Annotated in this window: 23 protein-coding genes and 1 other annotated feature; of the genes, 11 read left to right on the plus strand and 12 right to left on the minus strand. The window is 36.2% G+C overall.

The features are described 5' to 3' along the window. Nucleotides 1–57 precede the first annotated feature (57 nt). Nucleotides 58–267: a hypothetical protein gene (locus MHH73_RS18165; protein ID WP_191816820.1), complete on the minus strand. Its 210-nt coding sequence runs from the start codon at nt 265–267 to the stop codon at nt 58–60. Between the two features lie 68 nt (nt 268–335). Next, complete coding sequence (locus tag MHH73_RS18170; RefSeq protein WP_191816821.1) at nt 336–1,076, minus strand: peptidylprolyl isomerase; 741 nt, start codon at nt 1,074–1,076, stop codon at nt 336–338. Nucleotides 1,077–1,223: 147 nt separating this feature from the next. Here MHH73_RS18170 and MHH73_RS18175 point away from each other — a divergent pair, with 147 nt between their 5' ends. Beyond that, nucleotides 1,224–1,604 carry a kinase-associated lipoprotein B gene (locus tag MHH73_RS18175; RefSeq protein WP_341068515.1) on the plus strand — a complete coding sequence of 127 codons (381 nt, stop codon included), beginning with the start codon at nt 1,224–1,226 and terminating at the stop codon, nt 1,602–1,604. Nucleotides 1,605–1,837: 233 nt separating this feature from the next. Here the strand turns inward: MHH73_RS18175 and kapD are convergent, their stop codons facing one another. Continuing rightward, nucleotides 1,838–2,452: a 3'-5' exonuclease KapD gene (kapD, locus tag MHH73_RS18180; RefSeq protein ID WP_341068517.1), complete on the minus strand. Its 615-nt coding sequence runs from the start codon at nt 2,450–2,452 to the stop codon at nt 1,838–1,840. Nucleotides 2,453–2,951: 499 nt separating this feature from the next. Here kapD and MHH73_RS18185 point away from each other — a divergent pair, with 499 nt between their 5' ends. Beyond that, a complete protein-coding gene (locus tag MHH73_RS18185) occupies nt 2,952–4,292 on the plus strand; it encodes an amino acid permease (protein WP_191816824.1) in 1,341 nt (446 codons plus the stop codon). Nucleotides 4,293–4,466: 174 nt separating this feature from the next. On the opposite strand, the gene MHH73_RS18190 is transcribed toward MHH73_RS18185, so the two are convergent. Next, nucleotides 4,467–4,670: a hypothetical protein gene (locus MHH73_RS18190; RefSeq protein ID WP_341068519.1), complete on the minus strand. Its 204-nt coding sequence runs from the start codon at nt 4,668–4,670 to the stop codon at nt 4,467–4,469. Nucleotides 4,671–4,926: 256 nt separating this feature from the next. Between MHH73_RS18190 and MHH73_RS18195 the strand changes: the two genes are divergently transcribed. The 7 genes from MHH73_RS18195 to mnhG are packed head-to-tail and all read left to right on the plus strand — an operon-like array spanning nt 4,927 to nt 10,689. Beyond that, entirely contained in the window at nt 4,927–7,302 is a 2,376-nt protein-coding gene (locus MHH73_RS18195) for a Na+/H+ antiporter subunit A (RefSeq protein ID WP_341068522.1), read from the plus strand. Continuing rightward, nucleotides 7,274–7,714: a Na(+)/H(+) antiporter subunit B gene (locus MHH73_RS18200; protein ID WP_191816827.1), complete on the plus strand. Its 441-nt coding sequence runs from the start codon at nt 7,274–7,276 to the stop codon at nt 7,712–7,714. The genes MHH73_RS18195 and MHH73_RS18200 overlap by 29 nt, the downstream gene beginning before the upstream one ends. Then, nucleotides 7,714–8,055, plus strand: a complete 342-nt coding sequence (locus MHH73_RS18205; RefSeq protein WP_095372064.1) for a Na(+)/H(+) antiporter subunit C — start codon at nt 7,714–7,716, stop codon at nt 8,053–8,055. Before MHH73_RS18200 ends, MHH73_RS18205 begins: the two co-directional genes overlap by 1 nt. Continuing rightward, nucleotides 8,048–9,538 (plus strand): Na+/H+ antiporter subunit D, encoded by a 1,491-nt coding sequence (locus MHH73_RS18210; protein ID WP_191816828.1) that lies wholly within the window; start codon nt 8,048–8,050, stop codon nt 9,536–9,538. Before MHH73_RS18205 ends, MHH73_RS18210 begins: the two co-directional genes overlap by 8 nt. Before the next feature lie 5 nt (nt 9,539–9,543). Then, nucleotides 9,544–10,023, plus strand: coding sequence for a Na+/H+ antiporter subunit E (locus MHH73_RS18215; RefSeq protein ID WP_191816829.1), 480 nt, complete (start codon nt 9,544–9,546; stop codon nt 10,021–10,023). Continuing rightward, nucleotides 10,020–10,304: a Na(+)/H(+) antiporter subunit F1 gene (locus MHH73_RS18220; protein WP_095372062.1), complete on the plus strand. Its 285-nt coding sequence runs from the start codon at nt 10,020–10,022 to the stop codon at nt 10,302–10,304. Before MHH73_RS18215 ends, MHH73_RS18220 begins: the two co-directional genes overlap by 4 nt. After that, nucleotides 10,288–10,689, plus strand: coding sequence for a monovalent cation/H(+) antiporter subunit G (gene mnhG / locus MHH73_RS18225; protein ID WP_191816830.1), 402 nt, complete (start codon nt 10,288–10,290; stop codon nt 10,687–10,689). Before MHH73_RS18220 ends, mnhG begins: the two co-directional genes overlap by 17 nt. Nucleotides 10,690–11,012: 323 nt before the next feature. On the opposite strand, the gene MHH73_RS18230 is transcribed toward mnhG, so the two are convergent. Continuing rightward, on the minus strand, nt 11,013–11,399 hold the full coding sequence (locus MHH73_RS18230) for a hotdog fold thioesterase (protein WP_191816831.1): 387 nt from the start codon (nt 11,397–11,399) through the stop codon (nt 11,013–11,015). A gap of 125 nt (nt 11,400–11,524) precedes the next feature. Between MHH73_RS18230 and MHH73_RS18235 the strand changes: the two genes are divergently transcribed. After that, nucleotides 11,525–11,920: a hypothetical protein gene (locus tag MHH73_RS18235; protein WP_341068527.1), complete on the plus strand. Its 396-nt coding sequence runs from the start codon at nt 11,525–11,527 to the stop codon at nt 11,918–11,920. Between the two features lie 147 nt (nt 11,921–12,067). On the opposite strand, the gene MHH73_RS18240 is transcribed toward MHH73_RS18235, so the two are convergent. The 6 genes from MHH73_RS18240 to MHH73_RS18265 form a co-directional block, all read right to left on the minus strand. Then, nucleotides 12,068–12,352 carry a hypothetical protein gene (locus MHH73_RS18240; RefSeq protein WP_341068528.1) on the minus strand — a complete coding sequence of 95 codons (285 nt, stop codon included), beginning with the start codon at nt 12,350–12,352 and terminating at the stop codon, nt 12,068–12,070. 93 nt (nt 12,353–12,445) lie between these two features. Further along, the gene (locus MHH73_RS18245) at nt 12,446–13,030 is read right to left on the minus strand and encodes an ATP-dependent Clp protease proteolytic subunit (RefSeq protein ID WP_341068530.1); all 585 of its coding nucleotides are present in this window, start codon (nt 13,028–13,030) and stop codon (nt 12,446–12,448) included. A gap of 25 nt (nt 13,031–13,055) precedes the next feature. Continuing rightward, nucleotides 13,056–13,694, minus strand: a complete 639-nt coding sequence (locus MHH73_RS18250; RefSeq protein WP_341068532.1) for a sigma-70 family RNA polymerase sigma factor — start codon at nt 13,692–13,694, stop codon at nt 13,056–13,058. Nucleotides 13,695–13,774: 80 nt separating this feature from the next. Continuing rightward, on the minus strand, nt 13,775–15,205 hold the full coding sequence (gene proS / locus MHH73_RS18255; RefSeq protein ID WP_341068534.1) for a proline--tRNA ligase: 1,431 nt from the start codon (nt 15,203–15,205) through the stop codon (nt 13,775–13,777). 55 nt (nt 15,206–15,260) lie between these two features. Next, nucleotides 15,261–15,472, minus strand: a binding site (T-box leader). A gap of 262 nt (nt 15,473–15,734) precedes the next feature. Further along, nucleotides 15,735–16,865 (minus strand): alanine dehydrogenase, encoded by a 1,131-nt coding sequence (ald, locus tag MHH73_RS18260; RefSeq protein WP_191816836.1) that lies wholly within the window; start codon nt 16,863–16,865, stop codon nt 15,735–15,737. A 175-nt stretch (nt 16,866–17,040) separates the two neighbouring features. After that, complete coding sequence (locus MHH73_RS18265) at nt 17,041–18,300, minus strand: PucR family transcriptional regulator (RefSeq protein ID WP_191816837.1); 1,260 nt, start codon at nt 18,298–18,300, stop codon at nt 17,041–17,043. Nucleotides 18,301–18,601: 301 nt separating this feature from the next. Here MHH73_RS18265 and MHH73_RS18270 point away from each other — a divergent pair, with 301 nt between their 5' ends. Then, complete coding sequence (locus MHH73_RS18270) at nt 18,602–19,987, plus strand: alanine/glycine:cation symporter family protein (protein ID WP_341069831.1); 1,386 nt, start codon at nt 18,602–18,604, stop codon at nt 19,985–19,987. 77 nt (nt 19,988–20,064) lie between these two features. On the opposite strand, the gene MHH73_RS18275 is transcribed toward MHH73_RS18270, so the two are convergent. Then, on the minus strand, nt 20,065–20,328 hold the full coding sequence (locus MHH73_RS18275; RefSeq protein ID WP_341068540.1) for a hypothetical protein: 264 nt from the start codon (nt 20,326–20,328) through the stop codon (nt 20,065–20,067). Between the last annotated feature and the right edge of the window lie 72 nt (nt 20,329–20,400).

The following is a 20,400-nucleotide window of genomic DNA, read 5'->3' on the forward strand; positions in this document are numbered from 1 at the left end:
AAATACAACCACTACTCAAAGTGGTTGTTGAAAAGTTTACAAACATGAAAGTCGCCTTCAATCAACTGAAGAATTTTTACTTTTTTGTTTTAATTGATTTTCGAGTTCGCGTGTTTTTTCACTCTCTTTTTTTGAGTGGTGAATAAACCATCTCATTGCCAATGCAGCTAAAATCATAAAGGCAACTAACCATATAACGGCCGGAATATATTCTGTCTTGTCTTCAGGAAAATAAAGAAATAAAGAAAACACATAAGTTTGAAGCACGGCTATGTTCCTTTCTTACCTTCGTTGGATATCCTTATTATAACAGTCGATGTAATCTATACCAACCTTTATTCGATGACTTGTATTTTCTCAATAATCACGTCTTCTACTGGTTTATGGTTTTCATTTACTTCCACTTGTGCAATTTCATCAACAATATCCATCCCATCTATCACTTGTCCAAAAACAGTATGACGCCCATCTAGCCATGGCGTCCCACCATTTTCCACATAAGTCTCAATGATGTCAGCTGGATATTCATTATCTTTCATTTGTTGTTCTAGGCCATCCCCTAATGTTGTATTCTGAACAATAAAGAATTGGCTACCATTTGTATCAGCACCTTTGTTAGCCATCGATAATGCACCACGAATATTAAATAATTGATTGGAGAACTCATCCTCAAAGAATTCCCCGTAAATACTTTCTCCACCAAGACCTGTACCTTCAGGGTCTCCCCCTTGAACCATAAACTCTTCCATCACACGATGAAAGATAACCCCGTCATAATAGCCTTCTTTACTATGGGTGATAAAGTTTTCTACTGTCTTTGGTGCAATATCCGGAAAAAGTTTAATCGTGATTTCGCCTAATGATGTTACCATCTTAACCACTTGCTCATTGTCCCCTACTTCATTTGAAAGCTGCGGGAAATCCTTTACTGCATCAGTTTCACTTGTATTCTTTTGCTTTTTTTCTTCTGTTTTCGACTCGTCCACTTTTTCAGCATCAGTTGTATCGTTATTCTCACCACAACCAGCAAGTAATAAAAGAAGAGTGGCAAATAAAACGAACCATTTTTTTCTCATTTTCTCACTCCCAAACATATGTATTGTACTACCATTATTTTTAAAATAAGCCATTTTGTAAAGAGCCTATCTATCTGTTTTATAGATTGTCTTTCCCTTATTTATCCTTCATAATAAAAAAAAGATCATTTGTCAGGGGGTACATCAATGAGTGAATTAAACATCGGAGATAAAGTTACCGGAATATACAAAACAGGGAAATATATTGGAGAAATCACAGACATTCGTCCGCAAAGTTATTTAGTAAGGGTCTTAGCAGTCCTGAAACATCCTACACAAGGTGATTTACATCATCCTAAAGAAGTAGATGGCGTTTTCTTTCAAGAAAGAAGAGCATTGGCCTATAAAGAACAAACGAATATCCCTTTAAAAATGGTGAAACCTTTTACGGAAGAAATTCCCGACTATCAAGCTTCTCTTCAAGAAGCGATAGAAAAAATGCGCACGGACTTACTTAGCAAAAGCACACCATGGGCAGAAAAAAGCTTAATGAACTTAACATCATTAGAAAAAGACTATTTTAGATAATATTTTACAATGCCCCTGAATAATAGCGATTGTTCAGGGGTCTTGTTTATATTTTCCTTTACACACTGAACTGTTTTACTGCTGTCATTAATACCCCAAATTATTAATCCAAACTAGTCCTGTAAGATGGATTGTAAAATATTCAGTATTTAGGTTCATTTGACCACTTCCTTGATAACCTATAGAAAACGCAAAAAGGGCAAAAAAATAAGACCCAAGTTTACTTTGAGTCTTTACACATGCTGTTTTAACACTTTCGAGAAATCTATGACATCACCGATAGTAGCAGGCTTTGGCTTTTTTAAATAGCGCTTATCTTTTTCAACGAGCTTAAAGATTTGATAAGTCGTTAGGGCATCATCCAATGCTTTATGATGCTTACCCGTGCCTTCTTTTCCATACTCTTGCACCGCCTTCCATAAACCTGTCTGATTCTGATTGCCGAAGAATCTTTTATACTCCATTGATAAATCTATTTCTTTACCATCAAAAGGGAAAGGTAATTTCGTATGTAGGCAATTATTACGGAGCACCTTCATGTCCATATTTCCCCATGTCACAATATGCAAAGCGTTTTTACTTTGTATTTTCCTTAACTGTTCTAACATTTGTTGAAAAGTTATTCCTTCATCCACCTGTTGTTGAGAAATTTTCAAAAACGTGCTACACCTTTTAGATAAATGAGGATATTTGATCGGTTTTACAAAAGATGAAAACTGTTCAATAATTTTCCCATTCTCTACTAAAATATAACCGACTTCGATGATTTCCGGATAAAACCCTTTCCAATTCCGCTCAGGCATTGTAAATTCAAAGTCAATAAATAAGTACCTCTTACCTTCCACCATTTACGCCCCCCTTTGTGATATTCATAAGAAAAGCTTCTATATGTTGGTGCAACTCCTTTATTCTTATTATAACATGCTATTTTTTTATTTTTCAGTTATTCATATTGAAATAACTAATCTCAAACTTACTCAATCATATTTCGCGATTGTCCAAAATATGTATTGTTTCGTTTAAATAAGCGTGTTACAATACCTTCTTTTGTCCGATTGTATTATTTCTTTATAATTTTACCGTCGAGTAAAATAACATTTTTTGTAAAATTTACTCAAGGTACTTTGTATCATTTTATATGATTGTGTGCTATAACAACTTGATTTAAGATCTCTCAAATATATAATAGAATTCATACACAACTTATTTGTATTTATTAAAGGTTAGTAGTAAATTTATAATATTTAAATAATTAACAACACGAGAAATGCAGGCAAATGTTAAAAAGATGGACAATCTTTTAACAATTACACACATTTGTCATTATTGTACAGAGAGGGGTTTAGTATGGCTAAGCAAGAGTTAAAGAGAGATTTAAAGAACAGACATGTTCAGTTAATAGCCATTGGAGGAACGATTGGGACAGGCTTATTCTTAGGAGCAGGTAAATCGATTCAGATGGCTGGACCTGCTATTTTATTCGCCTACATAATGATTGGGATACTTGTATTTTTTATCATGAGGGCATTAGGTGAGCTTTTATTATCTAACTCTGATTATCAGACTTTTACCGATTTTTCCATTGATTATATTGGTCCTTGGGCCGGGTATGTGACTGGCTGGACTTATTGGTTCTGTTGGATCATGATTGGGATGGCAGATATCATTGCTGTTGGCGTGTACATGCAATATTGGTTTGATATACCCCAATGGATTCCAGCCATCATTTGTTTAATCTTGTTATTGACGCTCAATTTACTAACAGTAAAACTTTTCGGAGAAATTGAATTTTGGTTTGCATTAATTAAAATTATTACCATAATCGCTTTAATCATTATTGGTATCATTCTTTTAGTGATAGGATTCCAAACAGATTATGGAACTGTCTCAGTAAGTAATTTATGGGAACATGGTGGTATGTTACCAAACGGTATAACCGGCTTCTTGTTCGCTCTTCAAATGGTTGTTTTCGCATTTGTAGGTGTTGAATTAATTGGTGTAACGGCTGCAGAAACTGAAAATCCAAAAAAGAATATTCCATCTGCCATTAACAAAATACCACTGCGTATTCTCATTTTCTATATTGGAGCATTATTCGTAATCTTAAGTATCACACCATGGACAGAGCTATCTGCTTCCAGTAGTCCGTTTGTCTCTGTGTTTGGTTTAATAGGTATTCCGGTTGCTGCAGGTATCATTAATTTTGTTGTTATTACTTCCGCAGCATCAGCAGGTAATAGTAGTTTATTCTCAACAAGTAGAATGCTATATACTTTAGGTAAAAATGAGGATGCACCGAAAAAACTTGGGAAAGTAAATAAAAACCATGTACCAAGTAATGCACTTTTTGTTTCTACAATCATCGTTGCATTAGGTGCGTTACTAAGCTATGTCATTCCTGATCAAGCATTCACGGTTGTTACAACTATTAGTACAATCTGTTTCTTCTGGGTATGGGGGGTCATTCTTGTTTCTCATATTCGTTATACAAAAACTCGACCGGACTTGCACAAGGCATCTACATTTAGAGCTCCACTGACACCTTTTGTGAACTATGTAGTCCTTGTAGCTTTTGCCGCTATACTAGTAATCATGTTCTTTTCAGATGACACACGAATACCATTAGTGCTTACACCTATTTGGTTTATTGCTCTATTTATTGCTTATCGTATTCGACGAAAAAAATAAATAAAAATTGGCTTCTTAGTCATGCAAAAACGAACCAATTCTTTTACACAATAGAATTGGTTCTTTTTATTTTATGAGTATCATTAGTCTCATAATTAAGAGCCTCTCCCTTCAGCAAATCCATTGGGTTATTATTTCAGTAACTCTAACCCTTTCTCAACAAATGCTAAGCTTTTATGAGACACTTCTGATTTTAACATATTCTCTTGGTGCAAATTCAGTCACACCTGCTTCAATTTCTAGGTCACTCCATTCACTTTCATATCGATTAGATTGATCGGTTTTAAACTTACTTGTCATTTCTTTTGCTTCAATTAACCAAACACTAAAGAAAATGGCAAAGAAAATCCCTAGAGAAATGATTATTTTTCCATACATATACAAACCACCACCTAAAAGTAGTTTGTATATTTATTCAAAAATTTATTCCTTCAAAAATTTTTTTCTCAAAAAATACGTGTTTCTACCTATTTAAAAAGTTAATTGGGAATCCTACTGGCAAACGATTTCTTCAATGCAAGTAACAACAATTTACGTTATAATTACTACCGTAGCCGTTAGGTTCTAATAGGAATGAGTATATTAGAGTGCATTAACTTGCAATTCATGATTTTTCTTCAAAGGGGGTAATTTCTTGTCACTGTTACACTTGGCGATTATTGCGCCATTTATTATCGCAGTGTTTGTACCGCTTATATATAAACATATTAAGTCAGTACATACAGGGTGGTTTATACTACCACTTCCTATTCTGCTGTTCGTTTACTTTAGTAGTTACATTTCAAAAACAGCAAATAAACAAGTAACAATGGAATCGTTTTCATGGATCTCTTCCTTAGGAATTGACTTCACAGTTAAAGTGGATGGACTTGGATTATTATTCGCTTTATTAATTACCGGAATTGGTTCATTAGTTATTTTGTATTCAATTTATTATCTTTCTAAACAAAGAGAGAAATTAAATACATTCTATGTTTATTTATTGCTATTTATGGGGGCAATGCTTGGCGTTGTTTTATCAGACAATTTAATTGTCCTTTATGCTTTTTGGGAATTAACTAGTTTTTCATCCTTTCTCTTAATTGGCTACTGGTATAATCGGGAAAAATCGCGTTATGGTGCCCAAAAATCTATGATCATCACCGTTCTAGGTGGACTAGCTATGTTGGGTGGTATCATCCTTCTTTATAATATGACGGGCACATTCAGCATTACCGAGATTGTCGCACAAGCTGATACAATCATTAATCACCCACTCTTTGTTGCCGCTCTTTTATGTATTTTATTAGGAGCATTTACAAAATCCGCGCAATTCCCATTTCATATCTGGTTACCTGATGCGATGGAAGCACCTACACCTGTTAGTGCTTATCTTCACTCAGCGACAATGGTTAAAGCGGGAATTTATCTAGTAGCTAGAATGAGTCCGGTTTTTGCAGAACATACATTATGGATGGGACTCATCATTGCTTTCGGATTGTTCACATTATTCTGGGGATCTTTCTCAGCGGTCAAGCAAACGGATTTAAAATCAATCCTTGCCTTTTCGACCGTTAGCCAACTTGGCTTAATTATGTCTTTATTAGGGGTTGGGGCAGCTGCCCTACATTTCGATCATCCTGAATACTTTATGGTAGCAACTACTGCCGCAATTTTTCATTTGATGAACCATGCTACTTTTAAAGGAAGTTTGTTTATGGTAGTAGGAATCGTCGATCATGAAACAGGTACGAGGGATATCCGTAAGCTTGGTGGTTTGATGAATCTCATGCCTATCACCTTTACCATTGCGATAATTGGCACCTTTGCAATGGCCGGTCTACCACCATTCAACGGTTTTCTGAGTAAAGAGATGTTCTTTACTGGCATGATTAATGCGCTCCATATGGACTTTGATTGGAGTATTATTATTCCAGTTATCGCTTGGATTGCAAGTGTTTTTACGTTCATTTATAGCATGATCCTTGTTTTCAAAACATTTACAGGGAAATATCAACCAGAAAAGTTAGAGAAAAAACCGCATGAAGCGCCAATTGGCATGCTTATTTCTCCTATTATTTTGGCATCTTTAGTTATTGTTATTGGCATTTTCCCTAATATCGTAAAACCGATATTAGTTCCTGCTATTGAAACCATTATGCCAATGTACGAGTTTGATGTTCATATTTCTATGTGGCATGGCTTTAATACAGAATTATTTATGACAATAGGCGTGATTGTCGTTGGGGTTCTCATGTATCTCGGATTAAATAAGTGGCGTGGAATTTATGGGATATTCCCAGAGAAGCTTGCCCTTAATCGGTTTTATGATGGGCTCCTTGATTCAATGCATAAAGGTTCTTACAGCTTAAACCGCAATGTAATGTCTGGATCCATTAACCATTATTTGAGTTATATGTTTATCTTCATGGTGGTTCTTATTATTGGTTCGTTATTTGGACAAAATGCCTTTACCTTTAGTACCGATAATTTAGCACCGATTGAGTTTTACGAAGTGATACTCACATTGATAGTTGCTGTCTCATCAATCGCATTATTATTTGTTAAGTCTCGTATCGTTTCGATTCTTTTAACTGGAACAATAGGATATATGGTTTCCTTGTTATTCATTGTATTTCGAGCGCCAGATTTAGCACTGACACAATTAGTGATTGAAACGATTTCTGTATCATTATTTTTACTATGCTTCTACCATTTACCGAAAAAACTAACGGATGATCCGATGCCAGTTAAAGTCCGTAATGCGGTTATCTCAGTCGGAGTAGGTTTATTCGTGATTTTAGTTGGTTTAACCGCGCATAGTACAAAACTATTCGATTCGATCTCGCAATATTATATTGAAAACACGTATAGTGAAGCTGCTGGTAAAAACATGGTCAATGTTATTCTCGTTGACTTTAGGGGCTTTGATACAATGTTTGAAATCGCCGTGCTGGGTATTGCTGCACTAGCTATTTTCGGTCTGATTAAGTTAAGGAGAAATGGAGGAAAGAAAATTGAAAACAAGTAATGTTATCTTGCAATCGATGACGAAAGTATTATTATTTCTCATCATGATTTTCTCCATTTATATCTTTTTTGCCGGACATTATACACCTGGGGGCGGCTTTGTTGGTGGCTTATTAACTTCAGGAGCCATCCTGCTCTTACTCTTGGCCTATGACCTCCAAACAGTAAGAAATATTTTACCAGTCAACTTTTTATATATGGTTGCAGTCGGTTTAGTTTTTGCCATCGGAACTGGTGTTGGCTCACTCATTTTCGACAAACCTTTTTTAACACATGCATTTGGAGACATTCATGTACCTATTTTAGGTGAACTTCACTTGCATACAGCTACATTGTTTGATTTAGGGGTATATCTTGTTGTTGTAGGTGTGACAATGTCCATTATTCAAACGATAGGAGGAGATGATGAATAATGGAAATACTAATGATTTTTATTGCCGGCATTTTATTCATGTCAGCGACCTATTTGATGCTCTCACGAAGTGTTGTACGAATCATTTTAGGGACAACCGTATTAAGTCATGGCGTACATCTTCTCTTATTAACAATGGGCGGCTTGAAGAGAGGAGCACCACCTCTAGTAGGTGAAGAGGCAAGTGCATATACAGACCCGCTTCCTCAAGCACTTATTTTAACAGCGATTGTTATAGCTTTTGGGGTTACTGCTCTATTTCTCGTATTAGGGTATCGCTCTTATAAAGAACTTGGAACAGACAATATGGAGAAATTGAGAGGAAATGATGGCAATGATTAATTTTTTAATACTACCAATTTTAGTCCCATTAATTACCGCCGTCATTCTGATCTTCTTAAATAAGTCAGTTATTGCTCAAAGGTGGGTTTCTGGTCTATCGGCGTTTGTAACAGTCATTCTATCTGCCTTGTTAGTAAATAAGGTGAAAAATGACGGCATACAAACATTAAACTTATCAAACTGGGATGCGCCTTTTGGCATTACCCTCGTCTCTGATATGTTATCTGCTTTACTTGTATTAACAACGAGTATCGTCGCATTTGCTTGTATCATTTATTCGTTTAAGGGCATTGGCGAAGCACGCGAAAAACATCATTTTTATGCTGCATTACAATTTCTCATTGTAGGTGTGAATGGTGCTTTCACAACAGGCGATATCTTTAACCTTTTCGTCTTTTTCGAAGTCATGTTAATGTCTTCTTACGCCCTCATACTATTAGGTGGAACGAACATTCAATTAAGAGAATCCATCAAGTATATTCTCGTTAACGTTATTTCATCTGGTTTGTTCGTAATTGCTGTTGGTTATCTTTATTCAGTTGTTGGAACATTGAATATGGCGCATATTGCCGAAAGAATTAGTGAAATAAGCGGTATCTCTCAACCTGGTGTGATTTCCATTATCGGAATCATATTTCTCATTGTATTCGGTTTGAAAGGTGCAATCTTCCCGCTATATTTCTGGCTCCCGGGCTCATATTATGCACCTCCCGCACCTGTAATGGCCATTTTCGGGGCACTTCTTACGAAGGTCGGTGTTTATTCCATTATCAGGACCTACTCTTTATTCTTTTACGAAGACGGCGGGTATGTTCAACAAGTCATCATGATTCTAGCAATATTAACCATAATTGCTGGGATTATCGGGGCACTGGCTTATTGGGATGTTAAGAAAATTATCATATACAATATTATTGTTGCAGTAGGTGTTATCCTATTCGGTGTCAGTACAATGAATGAAAATGCCTTAACGGGATCAATATTCTACCTCATTCATGACATGATTATAAAAGCAGCTTTATTCCTACTCGTTGGTTTAATGGCGACCATCTCGGGGACAAATAACTTGAAACAAATGGGTGGATTGATTAAAAATTATCCAGGATTTAGCTGGACCTTCTTCCTTGCAGCACTTGCACTATCCGGTATCCCACCATTAAGTGGTTTCGTAGGAAAAGTGCTTATCGTTCAAGGTGGATTTTCATCTGAATACTTCATTGGCGCTGCAATTGTATTAGCATCTAGCTTGTTCGTGCTCATCTCTATTATGAAAATCTTTATTAATGGCGTTTGGGGCGAACCAAAGACATATGCAAATGAAAAGTCAGTTCCTTATAAGCAGTTATTAATCGCGCCAGTAATCTTAGTCATTCTTTCTATCTGCTATGGTGTAGGTGCAGATTTTGTTTATCCTTATATCTCTCAAGCTGCTGAAAGCTTAATCAACACCAATATATATATCGATGCAGTTCTAAAGGAGTAGTGAGTATGGCAGTTCAAATTTTATTAAATGTTTGTCTTGGTTTTATGTGGATGTTTCTAACAACAACGTATGATCTAGTGGCATTTATCAAAGGATATTTCTTCGGCCTACTCATCCTGTTTGTCTTTAGAAACTTCTTCAGTAGCCGTTTTTATTTATACCGTGTATATGCGGTCGTGAAATTACTCTTTATTTTTATAAAAGAGTTAATTCTAGCCAACATTGCTGTTGTTAAAATTGTTTTAACACCTAAGTTACACAACACTCCCGGGATTTTTGCTTATCCAACACGGTTAGAGAAGGATTGGGAAATAACTACCTTATCTAATTTAATTACGTTAACACCGGGTACGTTAGTTGTAGATATATCAGAAGATAAAAAGATTCTCTTTGTTCATGCAGTAGATATGAATGATGTGCAGGATGAAATAGAAGCGATTCAAACAAGCTTTGAAAAAGCAATTATGGAGGTGAGCCGAAAATGATACAAACTGCTGTTACAATTGCAATCATTTGTTTAGCTCTGTCCATGCTTGCATTAGTCTACCGAATCATAAAAGGCCCAACATTGCCGGATCGTATCGTTGCTTTAGACGCAGTTGGAGTAAACATTGTTGGTATTGTCGCGTTAATATGTATCAAAGTGGATACAACTGCCTATGTAGAGTTCATTTTGCTATTTGGCATATTAGCGTTTATCGGGACAGTAGCCTTCTCCAAATATCTAGAGAAGGGAGTCATCATTGATCATGATAGAGATCGCTAATATAATTATTGTCCTATTTATAATTCTCGGGGCATTCTTTCACTTAATAGCTGCGCTTGGCGTGTTGAGATTACCTGATGTATATACGAGAAACCACGCTGCTTCAAAAGCTGCTACACTTGGTGTCCTTTGTATATTATTAGCTACATTCTTTTACTTTTATTTTCATGAAAGTGAATTTAATACAAGAGTACTTCTCTGTATCGTCTTTATGTTTTTAACAGCTCCAGTTGCTGGACATTTACTTGGAAGAGCCGCTTATCATCATGGTGTAAAAATGGAAGGCAGTAAAGTTGATGAATACGAAGAATACATTAAGGTAAAAAAATCTAATGAACCAAAGAAGTATGAAGCATATAAAAAGAAATTAGAGAAAAATTTATAAAAAAAAACGCTACCACATGCAGTATGAACTTCATGTAGGTAGCGTTTTTTCATATTTTATGAAACCAGTTTCTCAAACAGCATCATTAATCAAATGAATGATATGTAATTAAGTTGGGGGATTCATTATGTCGAAGGTTTCGAGGCACTTTCATTTTTTCAATAAGTTAAACCTTTCATCAGGGGATTGTAGCAGGTTGGTAATTAAACTAGATACAATGCTAGCCGTTGATTTCCACATTAAACTTATGGACTCAGTATCTACTAGGCTAAAATACCACGAAAAAATAGGGTGGAAAAATTAACTTTCCACCCCGATTCCTATTAAGACTTTTTCAATTTTAAAACAGCCATTGTACATCTTGAAGCACATATTAATTTTTCTTGTTCATCAACGATCTTTATTTCCCAAACCATCGTTGTTTTTCCTTGATGTAGGACTGTTGCAATGGCTGTTACAACGCCGTCTTTCTTTGACTTAATATGGTTAGCATTAATCTCTAATCCTGCTACGCCTTCTGTTTCTTTATCAACAAGTTCATAAGCACCTAAGCTTGCTACAGTTTCAGCAAGCGCTACAGAAGCTCCTCCATGAAGGATACCAAATGGTTGTCTTGTTCTGCCGTCTACAGGCATCGTAGCAACAACCTTCCCCTTCTCAAGACTTGTAATTTCAATACCTAATGTTTCTATCATTGTTTCTGAATACATATGTACGCCTCCTCTCAACTACCATTATAACCGAACATATATTTTATGGGAATATTCTGTTTAATCATAGAATAAGCCCTCGATACATATATTTATGCTAATGAGATGTTGAAAGGAGACCTAAGATGTATCCTATATGTTTTAATCCCTCTCCTATTTGCCCGTATCCGTATACATATCCTACCTATTGCCGACCGTATCCACCAATACATACACGTTCATTTCCTCCAGTGAATCCGGATCAGTTCATCAAATCTGCAAAAGAAATGGAAGTATTGATGAACAGTGCAAGTAAATTACTTGATAAAATGGCGAAGTCTAGAGAATACTCCTATAATATTATGACTGCTGCTCAAGAATCAAATCAAACTAAAGTTAATCAACTCATTGAATCTGCAGACCTTAACAGTCATCCGAAAGTTACTTATACGCCAGATGGATTGACTTTAAATTTTCAATCTGCGGGTGATCAAAGTGCGAACTTGTCATTAAAATTAAAATGGACTACGATGCAAATGTAGGGTAATGGCTTATTTTCAAACCTAATATAGAATTTTTACAAGAGCAGTCTTTGTACGACTGCTCTTTTATTTTCGTAAAGTAATCTCTCACATGCCTATGAAGCGGACAAAAAAATACCACAGCACTATCTGTGGCATCAGTTTTATCTAGTTAATCTCATTATTTATATTAATATACGGTCCATAAGGATTGGGGTTACCAGGATAGGCATTTGGATAGCCACCAAAACCTTGATTGCCATATGGAACAGGGCCGGGTCCATATCCATACGGCGGGCAAGGTCCACCAAAACATGGTCTTGGTCTAAAGAACAACGGTGCGGCTAAAGCACCTCCTGCTAATCCGCCAAGAAAACCGCCCACGAATGGTGCAGCGAAAAAGGGAAAAAAGCGTTCGTCCGCGACACCAGGATGTCGATAATAATAATGCACTAGGGATTACCTCCTTTAATTAAGAGCTGGGTACCTTCCCTATTACATATGCATCTATCACCAATTAAGCGTGGGCTTAATATGAGTTATTCATCATTCACTTTTCGTTAAAATTGCATCTGCAATCCCATAATTAACCGCTTCTTGAGCGCTCATAAAATAATCACGTTCTGTATCCAATTTCACCTTTTCTAATGGTTGATTTGTTTTCTCAGCAATCATTTGATTGGTTACGTCTTTTAGCTTTAATATCCTTCTTGCAGAGATTTCAATATCTGTCGCTTGCCCTCTTGCGCCACCTAAGGGTTGATGAATCATTACTTCACTATGAGGGAGCACAAACCGTTTTCCTTTCGTCCCAGATAGAAGCAGTAGTGCACCAAATGAGGCAGCCATTCCTGTACAGATGGTGCGAATATCGCATTTTACATAGTCGAGGGTATCTAAAATAGCAAAGCCCGCTGTTGTTGATCCTCCAGGACTATTAATATAAAGTGAAATATCTTTTTTCTCATCTTCTGCAGCTAAAAATAATATTTGGGCGACAATATTATTCGCCATATGATCATTGATTTCTTCACCAATCATAATAATCCGATCTCTCAACAATCTTGAATAAATGTCATAGGACCTTTCACCTTTAGCCGTTTGTTCAATTACATAAGGGATCGTACTCATTATAAAACCTCCAAAAAGGCAAGCATTATGCTGCCATCATATTGAAAGCATTGGAAGGGGTGCTTTGCTTTGAGGTATGATAATGGCTAATTATTGGCAGTATTTTGATGAGCTCAATGGGATTTTGCTGTTCAAGTGCCCGATGGAAAACTTGAAAAATTCTCCTCTTTACCGGCTCATCCCACTGCTGATTCAATTCTTTCATATCCATTGCTAAACGTTTTCTTGCCCGATGCAATAAACTTTTAACAGTGACTTCTTTCATATTAAGCATTTCTGCAATTTCACTATTCTTAAATAAAAACGCTTCTTTTAATGAAAAAGCTAACGCCTGTTGCACCGTTAATTTCTCTAATAATAATTCAATTGTTTCCGTCAAATCATGATTGCTCGTTTCAATATCCACATGATCTTCTGTTAATTGTTCTTTTTTCTTTTTTCTAACGACATCGATCCATTGATGATAAGCAATTTTCTTTAACAAAGCTCGTGTTATTTTAGCCTCGTTATACTTCATTGCCTTTAAGATGGTTTCTTGAGCGACATCCTCACCATCCCACTCATTTTGGCAAAGAAAGGTGCAATAGCTTACTAAGTCTTGGTAATACTTTTTCCCAATCATATCTAACGTTGCTGACCGCCTTGCCATCTGCTCGTTATGCATTGTTTGTTTCACCCCTTCACACTTTCTATTACTTAAACGGCTGTAAGTGAAAAAAAGATATGGGTCAATAAAATTTTTTCTTAATAAGCTTTTGCCCAATAGACAAGATGCTTTGCTTCTTCTTTACAACAAACACATGCTTTGGCAATCGCCGCTTCATCAAATGGCATGCAACGGGAAGTAACACTTGTATCTTCTTTTATTTTCTCTTCGCACGCTTGATTGCCACACCACATCGCTTTGACAAACCCTTGTTTTTCATTAAATATCTGCTTAAACTCCTCATAAGTATATGCTTCATACGTATGATCGTTGCGATGTTCTTTTGCCTTATTATATAGGGAAGTTTGAATTTCTTCTAAAAGTTGAACAATCTTTTCTTCTAGATTTTCTAATGGAGCAAAAATTTTCTCTCCTGTATCTCTTCTAGCTAGTACGACTTGACCCTTTTCGATATCTTTAGGACCTACTTCTAAGCGAATTGGTACACCCTTCATTTCATATTCATTAAACTTCCAACCTGGCTTTTTATCACTAGCATCAATATCTACGCGAGCCACTTTACTTAGTTTTTCTTTTAAATCATAGGCGAAATCTAATACGCCTTCCTTATGTTGCGCAATAGGAACAATCATCACCTGCTTTGGGGCAGCCTTTGGCGGGATTACTAATCCTCTGTCATTACCGTGGACCATAATCATCGCACCGATAATTCTCGTTGTGAAGCCCCAGGAAGTTTGCTGCACATACTGCTCTTTTCCATCTTTGTCAGTAAACTGAATACCAAATGCTCTCGCAAAGCCATCACCTAAATGATGAGATGTCCCTGATTGTAATGCTTTACCATCGTGCATTAAGCTTTCAATTGTATAAGTTAATTTAGCACCAGCAAACTTTTCTTTCTCCGTTTTTTTGCCTTTAACAACAGGAATAGCTAGAAAGTTTTCACATATATCTGCGTAGACATCAAGCATCTTTACGGTTTCTTCTAACGCTTCTTCATCTGTAGCATGACAAGTATGGCCTTCTTGCCATAAAAACTCCAACGTTCGTAAAAATGGTCTTGTTGTTTTCTCCCAACGAACTACATTGGACCATTGATTATAAAGCTTTGGTAAATCACGATAAGAGTGAATAATATTTCTATAATGTTCACCGAATAGTACTTCTGATGTCGGACGCACGCAAAGTCTCTCAGCAAGCTCCTCTTCCCCACCATGAGTTACCCAAGCCACTTCTGGGGCAAATCCTTCAATATGATCTTTCTCTTTTTGAAGAAGGCTCTCAGGAATAAATAGAGGCATATAAACATTTTCATGCCCGGTTTCTTTTATCATTTGATCAAGTGCTGACTTAATGTTCTCCCAAAGGGCATAACCATATGGACGAATAATCATAGAACCTCTAACACTCGAATAATCCACTAAATCAGCTTTCTTTACGACATCTGTATACCATTGTGGAAAATCTTCATTCATTGACGTTATCTCTTTCACAAATTGCTTACCCATATTAACACCTCATTTTATTTTTTTATTCAAAGACACAAAAAAAGCCCTGCTTTCAAATAGGGACCCAATGACTGGTGGTACCACCCTATTTCAAAGCAAAGCTTTGCACTCTTATTGATAACGGTTCAACAAGTAAACCGCATATTCTAGAGAATATGTACTCAGAGGGCAGGTTCAGCTTTTCACTAATAGATATCTCACAGCACAAACGGATACCTTCTCTGAAAATAATGATAAAAACTTACTATTCCTCATCAACGATTATCTATTTTTTGAAGATTATATAGAGTTTAATGGAAAAAGTCAACTTTTGGTTAAAGATCCTTGGTCTAATGGCTTTTTACTTCTCTATAGCCACCTTAAGTGAACATTTTTTATTAGGAGACGAATGGGTATACAATGAGGATGCAAAAATAAGATGATTATTAACAGAATGAGACAAGAACCATTTTAATTTGAATGAAATCCATATAAATAAGGAATCAAAATAAAAAAACCTACCCCAATTATGAGGTAGGAGATTGTATCATTAGTTTGTTATGCCTTCATTTGTGAATGCTGCATCGACTTGAACATAGTCATAACCTAGGTCCCTTGCAACTGCTTCATACGTTACATGCCCATTTACTACGTTTACCCCTAATTTCAATGCTGGGTTTTGCTCAACAGCTAGATGTGCCCCTTTTGTTGCTATTTGTAATGCATAAGGAATCGTTACATTTGTTAAAGCAATTGTTGATGTTCTAGGTACAGCACCTGGCATATTTGCCACGGCATAATGAACAACACCATGTTTAATATAAGTTGGATCATCATGTGTAGTTACATGATCAACCGTTTCTAGAATACCACCTTGGTCAACCGCAACATCAATCACGACTGCGCCAGGTTTCATTGTTTGAATCATTTCTTCTGTTACTAATTTTGGCGCTTTTGCTCCCGGAATAAGGACAGCACCAATTACAAGGTCAGCTTCCTTAACAGATTCAGCAATATTAAATGGATTAGACATTAATGTTTGAATACTATTACCAAAAATATCATCAAGTTGACGGAGTCTTTCAGGACTTAAATCAATGATTGTTACATCTGCACCAAGACCGATAGCCATTTTCGCTGCATTAATGCCCACAACGCCCCCACCAATAATCGTCACTTTTCCTCGAGATACGCCTGGCACACCTGCAAGTAATATTCCTTGGCCGCCGTTTGTTTTTTGTAAGAATTGCGCTCCAACTTGTGTAGCCATTCTACCAGCAACTTCACTCATTGGTGTTAGTAATGGAAGTGTACGGTTCACCTCGACTGTTTCATATGCAATAGCCGTTACTCCACTTTTCACTAGCGCATCTGCCAATTCTGGTTCTGCTGCTAAATGCAAATAAGTAAACAACACTAGGCCTTTACGGAAATAGTCATATTCAGTTGGTAGCGGTTCTTTTACCTTCATTACCATCTCCGCTGCCCATGCTTCTTTTGCCGTGCCTACGATTTTCGCGCCTGTTAGCTCGTAATCTTGGTCTTGAAATCCACTTCCGAGTCCTGCAGTCGTTTCAATAAGTACTTCATGCCCAGCTTTTACTAATGCATCTACCCCCGCTGGTGTCATTGCAACACGGTTCTCGTTGTTTTTAATTTCTTTAGGTACGCCGATAATCATATCCTTTTGGCCCCTTCCATTTATGATATTAATTTTTAAGTATGAATAAATTGCATAGAATAAATTGTCAAATAATAAATGACAATTTTATGTTTCCCTATTGTCAGTATAATAATAGAATGTTGAAATGACTTTGTTTATATTTGAAAAATGAAAAAGCGTCGTTTGTGTAATTTCACAAACGACGCTTTTTTTCTATGTATTTGCGGATTTGCAGTTCTAAATACAAGGAAAATTTCTCATGTGTACTTTTAAAGTTCACATGAGTGAGCTCTGTAATTCTCTTCAAACGATAATTTAATGTATTAACGTGAACATGTAATACTTTAGCAGCGTCATTTACATTGCTATCATTTAAAATAAAGGCTTCTAAAGACATTAATAGCTCCGTTCGATGAGCATGATCATAATCTATTAAACGTTGGATGACAGGATGTTCATAAGCATCACGGCTTCTTATTTCAAGAATGGCATCCAAATATTTAAAAACACCCAATTGGTGATAAGTATAGATTTCTTGCATTTCTTGCGGATATTGTGATTTTAAACGAAGTACTTCTAAGCATTCTGAATAGCGATCTTCAACATGGTCATATGTCAATTTCAAACTGCTGCTACCACTGATGATATGATCAATATCAAACCTTATATACATTTGATTAATAACAAACTGTATAAACTCAGATAAATCTGTTTCATTTGCCTGTGTAGATGGCGGAGATGCTAGTAAGATAAAGTCATTGCCCATCGTTGCATAAAACGTCATATGGATTTTTTGGCTCGTTGAAATGAGATAAATCATGCTTTGTTCCGTTTGCATGTCTATATCGTCTATAAAGCGAAAAATAATGACAGCAGAATAGAGAGATGGTTTGATATGAAAATCATCTAACTTTTCTATTACTTCTGTATGTTTGGGATATCTGCCAGTTAATAACTGCCAGAAAAAATCCTGATAGCTTTCTTCTCTTTTCTTTTTTTGACGATAAAGCTTCAACAATTCAATTCTTGCCGATTGTGCAGCCAGTTTTAATAAATACATATCTTCGGCCGTAAGGGACTTATCTCGTTCAACCACCCATATATACCCAAGCACTTCTTCTTGATGCCTGATAGAAATTGCTACCCTATTACCCAGCCCAATTTCTTTAATTTCTGGAATTTTTAATGGTTCAGCGCTCCTTAATAATTGAGGAATAGCATCTGCCTTCCATAAACTATTTATTACCTTTTCGGGCACTTTTCTGCTAATAATCGTTGCAATCCTAGCCTGATCCGTTTGATCATCATGCGTACTATATGCTAATAACCGATGATTTGCATCTTCAATAGTTACAGGACATTCAAGAACATCTCTAATTTTATCCACAAATGTTTCTAAGTTATCAAATGATCGTTTAAATGGATCTTTACCGTACTGTTTTTCTCTCTCCATTTCAAACCTCCAACTGCCTCTTTTTTTTATTATATCTAAACCTTTACATGCTGTCGAAAGCTCAATCTATACTATCTAATTATTATAAATAGTTAAACTTTTTTAAAATTGATTGAAGTTATCCTTGTATAATTTTACAATAATAAGTATTCTTACAATTTTCCGTGCTCTTCAAGAATTTTACCAAGATTAAAGTAGTTTTGGTTTATCCATTTAGGAAAGCGATTACATTCCAAAAAATTCTTGATACATATTTAGCATGATACACAATTAAAGAGAGGAAGATTCATCTGTGGACATTATGAACATACTTGAAAAAATTAATTCCTTTTTGTGGGGAACACCCAGTTTAATCTTACTATTTGGGACGGGCCTACTCCTAACGATCATGCTTAAAGGTCGTACATTTACGAAACTCTTTTATGCTTTTAAATTAGCATTTACAAAGGAAGGGAACGCTAAGAATACAAATGATGAAGGTGATGTAAGTAATTTCAAAGCATTAATGACTGCACTGGCCGCAACGATAGGTAACGGAAACATAGCTGGTGTCGCCACAGCTATCACCTTAGGTGGACCAGGCGCCATTTTTTGGATGTGGGTTGTAGGGCTTTTCGGAATGGCTACTAAATACGCGGAAGCCTTACTAGCAATGAAATATCGCGTAAAGAATGCCAATGGTGAATATTCCAGTGGACCCATGTACTATATTGAGAGAGGTCTAGGATCTAAGTATAAATGGTTAGCCGTTGCCTTTGCCATTTTTGGTGCTTTTGCCGCTTTAGGTATAGGAAATAGTGTGCAATCTAATACGATTGCTCAAGTAGCTAGTGAATCTTTTGGTATCAACAGTATTGTTACTGGCATCGTTTTAGCTGTCTTTGCTTCGCTTATTATTTTTGGAGGCCTTCAAAGAATTAGTACGGTCGCTGGCTTCTTTGTACCCATTATGGCGTTTCTTTATATTGGTGGCGCTTTAATCATCATTGCGGTCAATTATGAAATGATTATTCCGTCATTTCAGTTAATTTTCCATTATGCTTTTAATCCGATTGCAGCAACCGGTGGTTTTGTAGGGGTTGTCGTATCAGAGGCAATTAAAAATGGTGTGTCAAAGGGTATCTTTTCTAATGAAGCTGGTTTAGGTACTGCTGCTTTAATCGCAGGTAATGCTAAAACAGACCATCCTGTGAAGCAAGCACTTGTTGCCATGACAGGGACTTTCATTGTTACCATCATCGTGTGTACGATGACTGGACTTGTATTAATCATTACTGGTTTTTGGGATTATACAGGCGGATTACTTTCTGGCGTAACCCATGACCCTAATCTCGATGGTGGGGCATTAACGAGTGCAGCATTTGCCTCAGTATTAGGAACAGCAGGAGAATATATCGTCGCTTTCTCTGTTATTTTTTTCGGATTTACAACAATTGTCGGCTGGTATGTATACGGCGAGAAATGCTTTGAATATATAGCTGGTACAAAAGGAATTGCTGGCTACCGTGCGATTTATATTATTGCTTGTGCGGCTGGTGCAATGGTTAACTTAGCTACCGTTTGGGCATTTGCAGATATGGCTAACGCATTAATGATGATTCCGAACTTAGTTGGTCTTCTTCTATTGAGGAAAGTCGTTGTACAAGAAACAGACGAATTCTTTACTAAACATTATAAAACAAAATAACTGTCTTAATGACATAAGAAATAGGAGCCTCACAAATGTGATAATTTGGGGGCTTTTTTTATCATTTACTTGTTCATTTAATAAAAAGCATTCTTCTTCTTTATGTTTTTAAAGATTTTGTAATGAAATAAGAATTCTTTACAATATAATTCTTCATCGTGGTCAAAATCATATATAGTTAGAAACTCAGATAATATATTTCGATCTGCCTCTAGCCATTGATAAGCAATCCATAATTTGTACTTTAATCGTTCATATAAGTGGTAATGCCCTGACTCATGGAAGATGTCTTCTAATTCGTATTCTGTCATTTCACCTATACCCCCATCTGTTTTCTTCATTGTCCCCACTAAGAGCGTTTATTACTCCTCAAGTTGTAAAATATTCACTATCTTTGACGAAGCAACACTTGT

This window comes from Cytobacillus sp. FSL K6-0265 (assembly GCF_038003465.1).
GTDB lineage: Bacteria > Bacillota > Bacilli > Bacillales > Cytobacillaceae > Cytobacillus > Cytobacillus stercorigallinarum.